The sequence below is a fragment of the Pseudomonas sp. SBT1-2 genome (assembly GCF_028640875.1).
Lineage (GTDB): Bacteria > Pseudomonadota > Gammaproteobacteria > Pseudomonadales > Pseudomonadaceae > Aquipseudomonas > Aquipseudomonas chlororaphis_I.
In genome coordinates this window covers 19,659-34,210 of the sequence record NZ_JAQZAA010000098.1, presented here as the reverse complement: position 1 = coordinate 34,210, position 14,552 = coordinate 19,659, and the positions used below count along the sequence as shown (strand labels likewise).

Annotated in this window: 12 protein-coding genes; 1 reads left to right on the top strand and 11 read right to left on the bottom strand. The window is 66.1% G+C overall.

All coding sequences use genetic code 11. The annotated features are described in order from the left end of the window. Positions 1 to 106: 106 nt before the first annotated feature. From PVZ78_RS21480 to PVZ78_RS21470, 3 genes are read right to left on the bottom strand one after another with little or no spacing between them, the layout of a single operon-like run. Complete coding sequence (locus tag PVZ78_RS21480; RefSeq protein ID WP_273829222.1) at positions 107 to 1,627, bottom strand: FAD-dependent oxidoreductase; 1,521 nt, start codon at positions 1,625 to 1,627, stop codon at positions 107 to 109. Positions 1,628 to 1,679: 52 nt separating this feature from the next. Next, positions 1,680 to 2,309 (bottom strand): LysE family translocator, encoded by a 630-nt coding sequence (locus PVZ78_RS21475; RefSeq protein WP_009048239.1) that lies wholly within the window; start codon positions 2,307 to 2,309, stop codon positions 1,680 to 1,682. 33 nt (positions 2,310 to 2,342) lie between these two features. Next, complete coding sequence (locus tag PVZ78_RS21470) at positions 2,343 to 2,711, bottom strand: VOC family protein (protein WP_009048240.1); 369 nt, start codon at positions 2,709 to 2,711, stop codon at positions 2,343 to 2,345. A 186-nt stretch (positions 2,712 to 2,897) separates the two neighbouring features. Here PVZ78_RS21470 and PVZ78_RS21465 point away from each other — a divergent pair, with 186 nt between their 5' ends. Then, positions 2,898 to 3,995 carry a DUF1615 domain-containing protein gene (locus PVZ78_RS21465; RefSeq protein ID WP_009048241.1) on the top strand — a complete coding sequence of 366 codons (1,098 nt, stop codon included), beginning with the start codon at positions 2,898 to 2,900 and terminating at the stop codon, positions 3,993 to 3,995. Between the two features lie 97 nt (positions 3,996 to 4,092). Here the strand turns inward: PVZ78_RS21465 and PVZ78_RS21460 are convergent, their stop codons facing one another. The 8 genes from PVZ78_RS21460 to PVZ78_RS21425 form a co-directional block, all read right to left on the bottom strand. Continuing rightward, complete coding sequence (locus PVZ78_RS21460) at positions 4,093 to 4,650, bottom strand: phage infection protein (RefSeq protein WP_273829221.1); 558 nt, start codon at positions 4,648 to 4,650, stop codon at positions 4,093 to 4,095. Between the two features lie 132 nt (positions 4,651 to 4,782). Further along, entirely contained in the window at positions 4,783 to 6,393 is a 1,611-nt protein-coding gene (locus PVZ78_RS21455) for an ABC transporter ATP-binding protein (RefSeq protein WP_041989131.1), read from the bottom strand. A gap of 1 nt (position 6,394) precedes the next feature. Continuing rightward, positions 6,395 to 7,417: an ABC transporter permease gene (locus PVZ78_RS21450; RefSeq protein ID WP_028682947.1), complete on the bottom strand. Its 1,023-nt coding sequence runs from the start codon at positions 7,415 to 7,417 to the stop codon at positions 6,395 to 6,397. Beyond that, complete coding sequence (locus tag PVZ78_RS21445; protein WP_009043169.1) at positions 7,417 to 8,481, bottom strand: microcin C ABC transporter permease YejB; 1,065 nt, start codon at positions 8,479 to 8,481, stop codon at positions 7,417 to 7,419. The genes PVZ78_RS21450 and PVZ78_RS21445 overlap by 1 nt, the downstream gene beginning before the upstream one ends. 1 nt (position 8,482) lies before the next feature. Next, positions 8,483 to 10,363 carry an extracellular solute-binding protein gene (locus PVZ78_RS21440; protein ID WP_273829220.1) on the bottom strand — a complete coding sequence of 627 codons (1,881 nt, stop codon included), beginning with the start codon at positions 10,361 to 10,363 and terminating at the stop codon, positions 8,483 to 8,485. Positions 10,364 to 10,498: 135 nt separating this feature from the next. Next, entirely contained in the window at positions 10,499 to 13,198 is a 2,700-nt protein-coding gene (locus PVZ78_RS21435; protein ID WP_124339899.1) for a TonB-dependent receptor, read from the bottom strand. 207 nt (positions 13,199 to 13,405) lie between these two features. After that, positions 13,406 to 13,807 carry an ExbD/TolR family protein gene (locus PVZ78_RS21430; protein WP_009043172.1) on the bottom strand — a complete coding sequence of 134 codons (402 nt, stop codon included), beginning with the start codon at positions 13,805 to 13,807 and terminating at the stop codon, positions 13,406 to 13,408. Next, complete coding sequence (locus tag PVZ78_RS21425; protein WP_009048248.1) at positions 13,807 to 14,514, bottom strand: MotA/TolQ/ExbB proton channel family protein; 708 nt, start codon at positions 14,512 to 14,514, stop codon at positions 13,807 to 13,809. The genes PVZ78_RS21430 and PVZ78_RS21425 overlap by 1 nt, the downstream gene beginning before the upstream one ends. Positions 14,515 to 14,552 lie beyond the last annotated feature (38 nt).

Below are 14,552 nucleotides of genomic sequence, written 5' to 3'. Positions count from 1 at the left end.
GAAGCACACGGTCTTCTTCTGTAGGAGCGAGGCTTGCCCGCGATGACGTCAGCTCGAACACCGCAAAAAATCCCTGCTGCCCAGTCGACTGCGACCGTAACGCTACTCACAACACAATCTTGCGCTCCTCGAAATACCGCTCCAGCACCTTTGGGTCCGCCGATCTTTCCGCCAGCGCCACATAAGTGTCCGGCCGCAGCAGGTAGAAACCGTTGCGCGCCAGGCCGGCGGCCTGGTGCGCCGGTTCCCAGTCGAACACCGTCAGCGGCAGTTGCCGCTCGGCGCACCAGTCGCGCAGGGCGTCGCTGGTGACGCCATACACATGCACCTGCCACCCCAGGTGGTCGAGGCTGGCGAAATTGTCGGTGACGGCGCCGTGGGCCCAGGGCAGGCGATCGCCGCCGTGGACATGGCCGGCGCTGCCGCAGCTCAGGGGCATGTCGCGGTAGTTGAGGGTGATCTGCGACACCGTGCGAAACAGGAACTCGCGCGCCGCTTCCACCGCGGTCACCTTGGGAATCAGCAGCGGCGCCAGGCGGGTGCGCAGCAGGTTGGCGATCGGCCCGTCGGCGGTGACGAAGCTGAACACCCGGTCGGTGGTGGCCACCAGGCGCCGGGCGAATTCGATGCGTTCGAACTCATAGGTCGCCAGCAGGTGCTCCTCGGCCTTGCCGCTGAGCACCGCGGCGAGTTTCCAGGCCAGGTTGATGGCATCGCCGATCCCGGTGTTCATGCCCTGGCCGCCGGCCGGGCTGTGCACGTGGGCGGCGTCGCCGAGCAGGAAGGCGCGGCCGTTGAAAAAGCGCTCGGCCACCCGGTGATGCACGCGGTAGGTGGAGAACCAGTTGACCCGGTCGACCTGGACCTTGAGGTTGTCCATGGCGCGCCGGCTGACGTCCTCGAATTTCAAGGTCTCCGCCTGTTCGGCGCGTTCGTCGCGCACCGTGCCGATCAGCCGTGCCCGGCCTTCGCCGGCCAGCGGAAAGACCGCGAGGAAATCCGCCTCGTCGAGGTCGACGTGCAGTTCGCCATTGAGCGCCGGCCCCCGGGCGTCGACATCCGCCACATAAAACACCTGCTGATAGGTACCGCCGGGAAAGTCGATGCCCAAGGTTTTGCGCACCGTCGAATGGGCGCCGTCGCAGCCGGCCAGGTAGAAGGCCTGGCAGGTTTCCTCCTGGCCGTCGGCGCCGCGCAGCTGGGCGCTGATCAGGTGGCCGTGGTCGGTGAAGCTCAGCAGTTCGGTCTGGCGCTCGACCGTCACGCCGAAACGCTGCAGGCGCTCGATCAGTAATTGCTCGTGCTGGTCCTGCGGGTAGATTTCCAGGAAGGGGTAGGGCGTCAGGTCCGCACCGATGCTGCTCAGGGGCAGGTGGGCGGCCTGTTCGCCCTTGACCCAGAGGTTGGCGGCCGGCACCCGGTGACCCTGGTCGAGGATGGCCTGGGTCAGGTCCAGCTGGCGGTACAGCTCAAGGGTCCGCGCCTGCACCGCCAGGGCCCGGGAGGTGGTGCCGGGGCCGGCGGTCTGGTCGAGGATGCGCACCTTGACCCCCTGCCGGCTCAGCCACAGCGCCAGAACCAGCCCGGTGGGGCCGGCGCCAATGATCAGTACGTCGCTGCGGTTCATGTCCTTGCCCTCGTCGAGAGATCAATGTCATGCCGGTGTTGCGTACAACGGTTCAGCGCTGGGCGAACGCCAGGTTCAGGCCCAGGGCGGCGAAGCTGGCGGCAAAGCTGCGGCGCAGCCAGTTCTGCACCTGGGGCGACTCGATCACCGCCTTGCGGAACAGGTTGGCCAGCAGGCCGTAGACCACGAACACGGCGAAGGTCATCGCCATGAACACGCCGCTCAGGCCGAGCATCTGCATGGCCGGCGACGGGCCGTCGTGGCTGATGAACTGCGGCAGGAAGGCCAGGAAGAAAATCGTCAGCTTGGGGTTGAGGATGTTCAGCAGGCAGGCCTTGAGCACCAGGCCGCCGGCACTGGCGGCGGGAGCGCTGGTGTCGACGGCGAAGGCCGAACGGTCGCGCCAGGTGGCGTAGGCCAGGTACAGCAGGTAGGCGACTCCGGCGTGCTTCAAACCCTGGAAAGCCAGGCCCTGGAAGGCCAGCGCGCTGGTGTGCAGGATGGCCGACAGGCCCAGCACCGAGGCCAGCAGGTGCGGGACTATCCCGGCGGTGCAGCCGATGGCGGTGAACAGACTGGCGCGCTTGCCGGCCACCAGCGCCGTGGAAATGGTCAGGATCACGCCGCTGCCGGGGATCAGCACGACAATCAGCGAGGTGATGAGAAAATCCAGTGAGAGCATGGCGCAGGGGACTCCAGGGCAGGTAAAGGAGGCTCAGGTCTGGCTGAACACTTCCAGCAGGTGGCCGTCGGGGTCATCAAAATACACCCGGCGAGCGCCTTCATGGCGGTTGATTTCGTTTGGGCGCTGCTTGCCCGGATCGGCCCAGAACGCCAGGCCGCGCTGGCGAATACGCTGCAGTATCGGCTCGAAGTCGTCGGCGGCGACCAGAAAGGCATAGTGCTGGGACGCGATGGGCGGGTCGTTGTCGTAGTAATCCAGGGACACGCCGTTATCCAGCTGCACCACCAGCATCGGGCCGAAGGGCGTGGGCGGTGGCAGGCCGAGCAGTTGCACGAGAAAGTCCGCCGAACGTCGCTTGTCGCGGCACCAGACGATGGTGTGGTTGAGTTGCACGCTCATGATGGGCCCCGCCTGTTGTTTTTCTGTGGGCGATGAGGTTTCAGATTAGGTGAAATTCGCCGTCGGTCACGGGGAATGCTCAAATGGTTCGTCGCCGGTACGGAACAGCGCGGCGCCTTGAGGGTCGATATCCGCGGCGACGCGCTTCCCTCGGGCGCGGGCCACCTTCGGAATTACTGGGAAGCCATGTCTATAAAACCTCTGCATTCACTTCGCTGGGCCGCTGTCGCGGCCTCGCTGGCCCTGGCCGGTTGTGCCGGCCAGCTCGGTTCAAAGGCGCCGGCGCCAAGCCCGGCGCAGGTCCAGGCCCAGGTCGCACGCCTGCTGCCGGCCAAGGTCGCCGATCGCCAGGGCTGGGCCCGGGATATCCAGGTGGCCTTTACCGCCCAGGGCATCGAGCCGAGCAAGAGCAACCTCTGCGCAGTGCTGGCGGTGGCCGAGCAGGAGTCCACCTATCAGGTCGACCCGCCGGTGCCGGGGCTGGGCAAGATCGCCCGCAGCGAAATCGACCGCCGCGCGGCCAAGGTGCATGTGCCGTCGATGCTGGTCAGCGCGGCGCTGCAGGTGAGTTCGCCGAACGGCAAGTCCTACAGCGAGCGCCTGGCCGGGGCGCGCACGGAGAAGGAGCTGAGCACGATCTTCGACGACTTCATCGGCAGCGTGCCCATGGGCAAGACCCTGTTCGGCGGCTTCAACCCGGTGCACACCGGCGGGCCGATGCAGGTCAGCATCGACTTCGCCGAGCAGCAGGCGCGCAATTACCCCTACAGCGTGGACGGCTCGATCCGCCGCGAGGTGTTCAGCCGGCGCGGCGGCATGTACTTCGGCATCGCCCACCTGCTCGGTTACCCGGTGAATTACCCGCAGCCGCTGTACCGCTTCGCCGACTTCAACGCCGGCTGGTACGCCAGCCGCAATGCCGCGTTCCAGAACGCCCTGAGCGTGGCCTCGGGGATTTCCCTGGCGCTGGACGGCGACCTGATCCGCTACGACTCGATCATGCCCGGCAGCACCGAGCTGGCGGCGCGCGCCCTGGGCAAATCCCTGGACATGCGCAATCCGACCATTCGCAACCAGCTGGAGAAGGGCAACAGCCTCGAATTCGAGGACACCAAGCTGTACAAGCGTGTATTCGCCCTGGCCGATCAGGCCCAGGGCAAGGCGTTGCCGCGGCAGATCCTGCCGGGCATCCAGCTGAAGAGCCCGAAGATCACCCGCAAACTGACCACCGCCTGGTTCGCCAAACGCGTGGATGAGCGTTATCAGCGCTGCATGGCGAGGTGAGGGTGATAGCGATCGATCGGGGAATCCCGATGCCCTGAAATGAAAAAAGCCCGGCTGTTTAGGCCGGGCTTTTTTTCGAGTACTGCGGACCGCGCAATCATACGGCGCGACGCTCGATCAGACGGTCGGAACCACCTTCGGCAACGCGACGTTCGATCAGGCGATCAGCACCACCTTCAGCAACGCGACGTTCGATCAGGCGATCGGAGCCACCTTCGGCTACACGGCGTTCGATCAGGCGATCGGAGCCACCTTCGGCTACACGGCGTTCGATCAGACGGTCAGCACCACCTTCAGCGACGCGGCGTTCGATCAAGCGATCGGAACCACCTTCGGCAACGCGGCGTTCGATCAGGCGGTCGGAGCCACCTTCGGCAACGCGGCGTTCGATCAGACGGTCAGCACCACCTTCAGCGACGCGGCGTTCGATCAAGCGATCGGAACCACCTTCGGCAACGCGACGTTCGATCAGGCGATCGGAACCACCTTCGGCGACACGACGTTCGATCAAGCGATCGGCGCCACCTTCGGCGACACGTTTTTCAATCAGGCGATCCGAGCCGCCTTCGGCGACCACCGGGTAGGCCGAGGACGCGGCAAAAGCGTTTGCTGCAAGAACCGAGAAAGCGATGCTGAGAAGAATTTGGCGTTTCATGGTGGTGTGCTCCGGGGTGTTGTTGGTTGGTATGGAGCAGATGTTACGCGGCGGATTTTTTTTGAGAATTTCATTGGGTCGATGGTGACCATCGACGCCAATGATAGCTGCGCCAACCCCCGGAACAGAGCCTCAGGCCGGTTCTTCGCAGGCCTGCGGCGGGCTCCATTGCAGCCCCGAAGCCTGCAACAGTTCCCGGGTATAGGGGTGTTGCGGCGCGCTGAAGATCGCCCGCGACGGCCCCTGTTCCACCACCTTGCCGTCCTTGATCACGATCAGGTCGTGGGCCAGGGCGTGGACCACCGCCAGGTCGTGGCTGATAAACAGGTAGGTTAGGCCGTGGCGTACCTGCAACTCGCGCAGCAGCTGGACTACCTGCTTCTGTACGGTGCGGTCGAGGGCCGAGGTGGGTTCGTCCAGCAGGATCAGCGCCGGCTCCAGCACCAGGGCGCGGGCAATGGCGATGCGCTGGCGCTGGCCGCCGGAAAACTCGTGGGGGTAGCGGTGGCGGCTCTGCGGGTCGAGGCCGACTTCCTCGAGCACGCGGATCACCGCCGCCTCGCGTTCCTCGGCGGTGCCGATGCCGTGGGTCAGCAGGCCCTCGGCGATGATCTGCTGCACCGACATGCGCGGGCTGAGGCTGCCGAAGGGGTCCTGGAACACCACCTGCAACTGCCGACGCAAGGGGCGCATCAAGCGCTGGTTGAGAATGCTCAGCTCCTTGTTGCCGAAGCGGATGCCACCCTCGGACTCCACCAGCCGCAGGATTGCCTGGCCGAGGGTGGACTTGCCCGAACCAGACTCGCCGACGATGCCCAGGGTCTTGCCCCGGTGCAGGCTCAGGCTGACGCCGTCCACCGCCTTGATGTAGTCGCGCTGGCGGCTGAACAGGCCCTTGGGCAAGGGAAACCAGACCTTGAGTTCACTCACTTCCAGCAGATTGTGCGAGTAGGCGCTGGGCACCGGGGCGCCGCTGGGCTCGGCCTCGATCAGCAAGCGGCTGTAGGGATGTCGCGGGGCGCGAAACAGTGCCTCGCACTCGGCCTGCTCGACGATCTCGCCCTGGCGCATCACGCACACCCGCTGGGCGATGCGCCGCACCAGGTTGAGGTCGTGGCTGATCAGCAGCAGCGACATGCCCAGGCGTTGCTGCAACGCGATCAGCAGTTCGAGGATCTTGCGCTGCACCGTCACATCCAGCGCCGTGGTCGGCTCGTCGGCGATCAACAGCTCCGGCTCGTTGGCCAGGGCCATGGCGATCATCACCCGCTGGCGTTGGCCGCCGGACAGCTGGTGCGGGTAGGCCTTGAGGCGTTTGTGCGGCTCGCCGATGCCCACCAGCTCCAGCAGTTCCAGGGTCCGCGCCCGGGCCGCGCGACCGCGCAGGCCCTTGTGCACGTCCAGCACTTCGCCGATCTGTTTTTCCACGGTGTGCAACGGGTTCAGCGAGGTCATGGGCTCCTGGAAGATCATTGCGATGCGGTTGCCGCGCAGGGTGCGCAACTGGGCGTCGCTGGCCTGCACCAGGTCCAGGCCGGCGTAGCGGATGCTGCCCTGGGTCTGCACCTTCTGCGCCGGCAGCAGGCGCAGGATCGAGTGGGCGGTCACCGACTTGCCCGAGCCGGACTCGCCCACCAGGGCCAGGCATTCGCCGCGGCGGATATCCAGGTCCAGGCCATGGACCACTTCGGTGCCGGCGAAGGCCACCTTGAGGTTGCGGATTTCAATCAGGTTGTCGTGCATGTCAGCTCCGGGGATCGAAGGCGTCGCGGCAGGCTTCGCCGATAAACACCAGCAACGAGAGAATCAGCGCCAGGGCGAAAAACGCCGTCAGGCCCAGCCAGGGGGCTTGCAGGTTGCGCTTGGCCTGGCCGATCAGTTCGCCCAGGGAGGCGGTGCCGGCGGGCATGCCGAAGCCGAGAAAATCCAGGGCGGTGAGGGTGGCGATGGCGCCGGTGAGAATGAACGGCAGGTAGGTCAGGGTGGAGGTCATGGCGTTGGGCAGGATGTGCCGGCGCATCAGCTCGCCGTCGCTCAGGCCCAGGGCCCGCGCGGCCTTGACGTACTCCAGGCTGCGCCCGCGCAGGAACTCGGCGCGCACCACGTCCACCAGGGCCAGCCAGGAGAACAGCGCCATGATCCCCAGCAGCCACCAGAAGCTCGGCGAGACGAACCCCGAGAGAATGATCAGCAGGTACAGCACCGGCAGCCCCGACCAGATTTCCAGCAGGCGTTGCCCCAACAAGTCGACCCAGCCGCCGTAATAACCCTGCAGGGCGCCGGCGGTGATGCCGATCAGCGCGCTGATGGCGGTCAGCACCAGGGCAAACAGGATCGACACCCGGGTGCCGAAGATCACCCGCGCCAGCACGTCCCGGGCCTGGTCGTCGGTGCCCAGCCAGTTCTGCGCCGAGGGCGGGCTGGGCGCCGGTTGCGCCAGGTCGTAGTTGACCGTGTCGTAGCTGAAGGGGATCGGCGGGAACAGCATCCAGCCGCCCTGGCCCTCGATCAGCTCGTGCACATAGCTGCTGGCATAGTCCGGCTGGAACGGCAGTTCGCCGCCGAACTCGGTTTCGTCGTAGTCGCTGAGGATCGGGAAATACCAGGCGCCGTGATAGCGGATGACCAGGGGCTTGTCGTTGGCGATCAGTTCGCCGCCCAGGCAGACCAGGCACAGGCCGATAAACAGCCACAGCGACCAGCGACCCCGGCGGTTGGCCTTGAAGTGTTCGATGCGGCGACGGCCCAGGGGAGAGAGTGTGAACATCAGGCAGTCCTCGCCGAGAAGTCGATGCGCGGATCGACCAGGCTGTAGCACAGGTCGCCGATCAGCTTGATCAGCAGGCCGAACAGGGTGAACAGGAACAGCGCGCCGAACACCACCGGGTAGTCCCGCGACACCGCCGCCTCGTAGCTCATGCGCCCGAGGCCATCGAGGTTGAAGAGGGTCTCGATCAGCAGTGAGCCGGCGAAGAACACCTCGATCAGCGCCGTGGGAATGCCGGCGATCACCAGCAGCATGGCGTTGCGGAACACATGGCCGTAGAGCACCCGGCGCTCGCTCAGGCCCTTGGCCCGGGCGGTGACCACGTACTGGCGGCTGATCTCGTTGAGGAAGCTGTTCTTGGTCAGCAGGGTCAGGGTGGCGAAGCCGCCGATCACCAGGGCCGACACCGGCAGCACCAGGTGCCACAGGTAGTCGCCGACCTTGGCCAGGGGCCCGAGGCTGGCGAAGTTGTCCGAGACCAGGCCCTGCACCGGGAACCAGTCCAGGTAGCTGCCGCCGGCGAACACCACGATCAGCAGGATGGCGAACAGGAACGCCGGCATGGCGTAGCCGAGGACGATGGCGCTGCTGGTCCAGGCATCGAAGGCGCTGCCGTTGCGGATCGCCTTGCGCACCCCCAGGGGAATCGACACCAGGTAGGTGATCAGGGTCGCCCACAGGCCGAGGGACAGCGAGGTCGGCAGCTTCTGCAGGATCAGGTCGGTGACCTTGGCCCCGCGAAAGAAGCTGTTGCCGAAGTCCAGTTGCGCGTAGTTCTTCAGCATCAGCCACAGGCGCTGGTGCATCGGCTTGTCGAAGCCGTAGTGGTGCTTGATCTCCTCGATCAGCGCCGGGTCCAGGCCCCGGCTGCTGCGTCCGCCGCCGCCCACTGCGGCGACCTCGGCGCCACCGCCCATGGCATGCCCGCCGAAGCCTTGCAGGCGGGCGATGGCCTGTTCCACCGGGCCGCCGGGCGCGGCCTGGACGATCAGGAAGTTGACCACCAGGATGCACAGCAGGGTGGGGATGATCAGCAGCAGGCGACGACTCAGGTAACGGCCCATGTCAGTGCGCCCCCACGGTGCCGCGCAGGGCGCTCATCTGGCTGGCGGTCAGGGCCTTGGGGTTGACCTCCCACCAGGTGTTCAGGCCCTCGTCGTAGATCGGCGCGCTGGCCGGCCGGCCGAAACGGTTCTGGAACACCGTGGGCGTGCCCTTGGAGTAGTAATTGGGAATCAGGTACTGGCCCCATTGCAGCACCCGGTCCAGGGCCCGGGCGTAATGCACCATCTCGTCGCGGCTATTGGCCTGGACCAGGCCGTCGATCAGGCGGTCCACCGCCGGGTTGGCCAGCACCATGGCGTTGGAGCTGCCGACCTGGGTCGCGCTTTGCGAGCCGTACAGGCTGTACAGCTCGCGACCCGGGGAGACGATGGGGTCGCCGCTGCGGGGGAAACTGGTGACGATCATGTCGTAGTCCCGGGCGTTGAGCAGGTTGATGTACTGCGCCGAATCGATGCGCCGCAGGTTGAGGGTGATGCCGATCTGCGCCAGGGTGCGTTTGTACGGCAGCAGCATGCGGTCGAAGCCGCCCTGGCCATCGAGAAAGGTGAACTCCAGCGGCTCGCCGGCGGCGTTCACCAGACGGTTGTTGCGGGGTGTCCAGCCGGCCTCGGCCAGCAGGCGCAGGGCCTGCAGCTGCTTGTCGCGGATGCGGCCGCTGCCGTCGGTCTGCGGGGCCCGGTAGACCTGGCTGAAGACTTCGTCGGGGATCTGCCCGCGCAAGGGTTCGAGGATCTCCCGCTCGCGGGCATCCGGCAGGGCGCTGGCGGCCATTTCGCTTTTCGGCCAGTAGCTCTGCTGGCGCACGTAGAAGCCGCGCATCATCTGCTTGTTGGTCCACTCGAAATCCCACAGCAGGGTCAGCGCCTGGCGCACCCGGCGGTCGTGGAAGACCGGCCTTTGCAGGTTGAACACAAAGCCCTGGGCGGCGGTGGGCTTGTCCGGCGCGAGGATCGCCTGTTGCAGGCGGCCGTCGCGCAGGGCCGGGCTGTCGTAGCCGACCACATAACCGGACGAGGAAAACTCGCGGTTGTAGTCGAAGGCGCCGGCCTGCAGCAGCTGGCGGGCGACGTCGGTGTCGCCGTAGAAATTCACCGTCAGGCTGTCGAAGTTATACATGCCGCGGCTGACCGGCAGGTCCCTGGCCCACCAGTTCGGATCGCGTTCGAAGCTGATGCTGCGCCCGGCGTCGACCTTGCCGACCTTGTATGGCCCGCTGCCCAGGGGCGGCTCGAAGCCGCCGCCGTTGGCGAAGTCGCGGGTTTTCCACCAGTGTTCGGGCAGCACGCGCAGGGTCGCCAGGTCCAGGGCCAGGGTGCGGTTGAGGTTGTTCTTGAAGTCGAAGCGTACCTGCCCGGGGCCTTCGATCACCACGTCCCGTACATCGCCGTACTGCTGGCGATAGCTCAGGCTGCCCTTGCTCAGCAGCAGCTCGAAGGTGTAGCGCACGTCTTGTGCGGTGATCGGCGTGCCATCGGCGAAGCGCGCCCTGGGGTCGAGGTAGAAGCGCACCCACAGGCCGTCGGGGTCGCGCTCCATGCGTTCGGCCACCAGCCCGTAGACGGTGTAGGGCTCGTCCAGGGAACGAAAGGCCAGGGGCGAATACACCCAGTCGTTGACCTGGGCCACCGCGATGCCCTGATCGGCATAGGGGGTGACGTAGTTGAACTGGCCGATCTCCATCGAGGCGCGGCTCAGGGAGCCGCCCTTGGGCGCATCGGGATTGACGTAGTCGAAGTGCTGGAAGCCCGGCGGGTACTTCGGCGGTTCGCCATAGACCGTCATGGCATAGCTGCCGTGGGCGGCGGCCAGGGCCTCGGCGGCGGCGCCAAGCAGCGCGGTGGCCAGCGCCAGCCTGGCCAGGGTGCGAGTCAGTGCAGACATGATCGAAAGGTTCCTCGTGATGCCGGAAAGCCTGGGGCGGCAGGGCGAAAAGACCCACGGCGGCGGGCCGCCATGGGGTGCGAATTCGCAATGCGGCCGGGGCCGGCCGGAGTCTTGCGCGGCCCCGGCGGTGACTCAGAAGTGGTACGTCATGCGCGCGAACAGGGTGCGGCCCAGCGGATCGGTGTAACGGGGGTCGTAGCCGCTCTGGAAGTTGTAGGCCTGGTTGGAGAACGGTGGGTCGCGGTCGAAGACGTTCTTCACCCCGGCGTCGACGTCCAGCACCTTGTCGAAGGTGTAGCCGGCCGCCAGGTCCCACACCGAGTACGAGGCCACGCGGGCATTGGTGGTGCGGTCGTAGTCGTTGTAGCCGGTGGTGAAGCGGTTGCTCAGCGAGGCCCGCGCCGCGCCCAGGGTCCAGGTGCCGGTGAGGTTGTGTTTCCAGCGGGCGATCACGCCATCGCCCTCGAAGTCGCCGACCTTGTCGGTGAACGGCCCCTTGATGGTGCTCTGGAAGTCGTAGCTCTTGACGTAGGTGCCTTGCAGCCCGAGGCCGAACTGGCCGTAGGGGGTATTGGGGAAACGGTAGTCCAGGGATACGTCGACACCGTTGGTTTCGACTATGCCCAGGTTGGCGTTGCCGGTGACGATGTAGTTCAGCGAACCGTCGGCGTTGCGCACGAAGCGGTCGGCATAGGCGCCGGACTGGTCGAACACCGTGGATTCGGGGAACGGCTGGATCTGGTTGGAGATGTGAATCCACCAGAAGTCCAGGCCCACCGACAGGTCGCGGATTGGCTGGTAGACGAAGCCCAGGGTCACGTTGCGGGCCTTTTCCGGCGCCAGGTCGGTGTTGCCGCCGATCTGGTTGAGGAACTGCTGGCCGCAGTCGCGCCCGCCGTTGCCGCCGGGCTGTACCACACCGCCGGTACAGAGCACCGGGTCGTTGTAGTAGCCCTGGGTGTAGGTGATGCTGCGCGGCGCATACAGCTCGTACAGCGACGGCGCGCGGAAGCCTTCGCTGTAGGCGCCGCGCACTACCAGCTCCTTGAGCGGCTGGTAGCGGAACGAGTATTTCGGGTTGGTGGTGCTGCCGAAGTCGCTGTATTTGTCGTGGCGGATGGCGACGGACAGCTCCAGGCTGTCGAGCACCGGTACGTTCAGTTCGGCGTAGGCCGCCCTGACACTGCGATTGCCCTCGACGCTACCGGACGGGTCGATGCCCAGGCTCTGGATGTCGCCGGCGAACTCTTCGTAGTCCTGGTGGAATTTCTCCTTGCGGTACTCGCCGCCCAGGGCCAGGCCGGAGGGCCCGGCACCGAACCAGTCGCCGATCTCGCGGCTGACGCGCCCATCGAAACCGACCACTCGACCGACTGCCGTGGAGTAGGCGCCGTGGTAGGCCGCCTGCTCGATGTAGTCCTGGCCGGCCTGGGTCTGCGGGCCGAACGGGTTGAGCAGGCCGCTGGCCAGGCCGGCGATCATCGCGCGGTCGCTGACGTAGCCGTTGGTGACGCTGGAGACCACCTTGTTCTGGTTGTAGGAGGCACCTAGGTTGTAGTCCCAGCCGGCCACCAGGCCGTCGAAGCTCAGGACGAAGCGCTGGCTGGTGTTCTGGTCCTTGGATTCCCGGGCACCGGCGGCGGTTTCACGCCAGTTCACGCCGATCGGCTGGCTCGGGTCGAGGCTGAAGCCGGTCGGCGCCGGGGTGATGCCGTTGCCCGGGTAGTAGGGCGAGGAAGCGTCCAGGCTCAGGCCGGTGAGGGGCGCCGGGCCGACCGCCGTGGCGTTGTTGTTGCGCGACCAGAAGTACTCCAGGTTGACGTTGTGATCGTCCGCCAGCTTGGCGGTGCTCTTGCCGAAGAACGAGGTCTTTTCGGTCTCCGGCATCAGGTCGATGTACTCGCGGGTACTGAAGCGGCACAGGCCCTGGCGGGCAATCAGGTTCGGCCCGTTGCAGTTGCTGCCGGCCAGCGGGTTGGTGGCGTTGTCGCCCTGGGTGTAATTGCCTGGAAAGGCCGTGCCCGAGGTCTGGTCGAGGCCGCGGCCGGGGCGGTAGTCGGTGGCGAAGGAGCGGTCGTTGGCGTCGAGGTTCTGCTGCTTGTTGTAGTTGAACACCCCGAGCACGTTGAAGCGGTCTTCTTCCAGGTCGCCGAAGCCCCAGCTGGCGCTCATATCCTTGCTCGCACCGCCGCCGCTGTGGGTCGGGGTTTCGCCGCCCAGGGTCAGTTGGCCGTCGGTCAGGGATTTCTTGGTGATGAAGTTGATCACACCGCCGATGGCGTCGGTGCCGTAGAGGGCCGAGGCGCCGTCGCGCAGCACTTCGACGCGGTCGATGGCGGCGAAGGGGATCATGTTCAGGTCCACCGCGCCGCCGGCCGAGTTGGTGCCCGACAACGCGTTGTTGGCCAGGCGTCGGCCGTTGAGCAGCACCAGGGTCTTGTTGGCGCCGATGCCGCGCATGTCGGCGAAGGAGGCGCCGCCGGTGGCGGCTCCCACTGAGCCGGCGCTGTTGTTGATCGACTGGCTGCCGGTGATGCGCTGCACCAGTTCGGCGGTGGTGCTCACCCCCTGTTTGCGCAGCTCTTCGGCGCGCAGGATGGTGATCGGTACCGCGGTTTCGGCATCGACCCGGCGGATCGCCGAACCTGTCACTTCGACCCGTTGCAGCTGGGTGGTGGGCGCCACGGCCGCGCTGCTGTCAGCGTCCTCTTCGGCGGCGTGCGCGGTGCCGGCGCCCAGGCCCATGGCCATCAGGTACAGCGGGACAAAACGGTGCCGTTGCAGCGTGGTCACCAGTGGCTTGAGCGTGAAACGTGGAATGTTCATCAGCATGATTACTTCCGACTCTTTCAGACGTTAATCGAAATGGCCTTGTGGGCCCTCATTGCTCCGGCTGGGTTGTACCGACCCCGGAAAACCACTTTCTTCAAGCAAGCCGATCCCCTCCGCAGGCGCGTGGCGTCTTGCGGTCGGCCGATTGCGACGGGATTCCTGGAAGCAGTGCTTGGCGCGTCCCTCAGGGGGCGCCAGGCACTGCCTTCATCGGGTGGTCATCACGGATATCCTGGTGATCCCCGAACGTTCGATGGAGGCCATGGCCTTGGCCACCTGGCCATAGTTGACGGCGGCGTCGGCCTGCAGCTGCACGCGCACCTCGCTGTCCTTGGCCTTGACCTCCTTGAGGCTGCTTTCCAGCAGCTCGGGGGCCACTTCGGACTTGGCCAGGTAGAACTTGCCGTCCTGGTCGACGCTGACCACCACCGGGTCTTTTTTCTCGGCGGGGGCCACGGCGTCGGTCTTCGGCAGGTTGACCTTGATCGCGTTGGTCATCAGCGGGGCGGTGACGATGAACACCACCAGCAGCACCAGCATCACGTCCACCAGGGGCGTGACGTTCATTTCACTGAGCACTTCGTCGCTGTCTTGAGTAGAGAAGGACATCAGCTGGCCTCCCGTACGGCGTGGGCGGTCTTGCTGGCGATGGCCTGGCGGCTGATGGCGAAGGCGCTGCGCTGGGCCAGGGCGTCGAAGTCATGGGCGAAGTCGTCCATGCTGGCCGAGGCCAGCTTCAGGCGGCGCAGGAAGAAGTTGTAGATCAGCACCGCCGGCACGGCGACGGCGATGCCCACGCCGGTGGCGATCAATGCATGGCCGATCGGCCCGGCCACGGTTTCCAGGCTGGCCGAACCGCTGGCGCCGATGCTCTGCAGGGCCTCCATGATCCCCCAGACCGTGCCGAACAGGCCGATGAAGGGCGCGGTGCTGCCGATACTGGCGAGCACCGCCTGGCCGCTTTCCAGGGCCCGGCGTTCCTTCTGGATCTGCTGGCGCAGGTTGCGCTCCAGGCGGTCGGCGCGGTTGATGGTGTGGGCCAGTTGCTGGGTGGTGCGTGGCGACTCCTCCACCAGCAGGGCTTCGAAACCGCTGCTGGCGATGCGCGCCAGGGAGCCGGGGTACTGGCTGGCGTGTTCGGCGGCGGTGAGCAGGTCCGGGGCGCTCCAGAAGGCTTTGCTGAACTGCCGGTTCTGGGTCTTCTGCCGCAGGTACTGCGCCGACTTGACCAGCAGCAGTGCCCAGCTGACCACGGAAAACAGCACCAGGGCCCAGAGCACGCCGGGGACAATCAGGGATGTCAGGGAATCGTTCATGGCTACACCTCGCATGCGTAAACAGGTTGTGAGTTCAG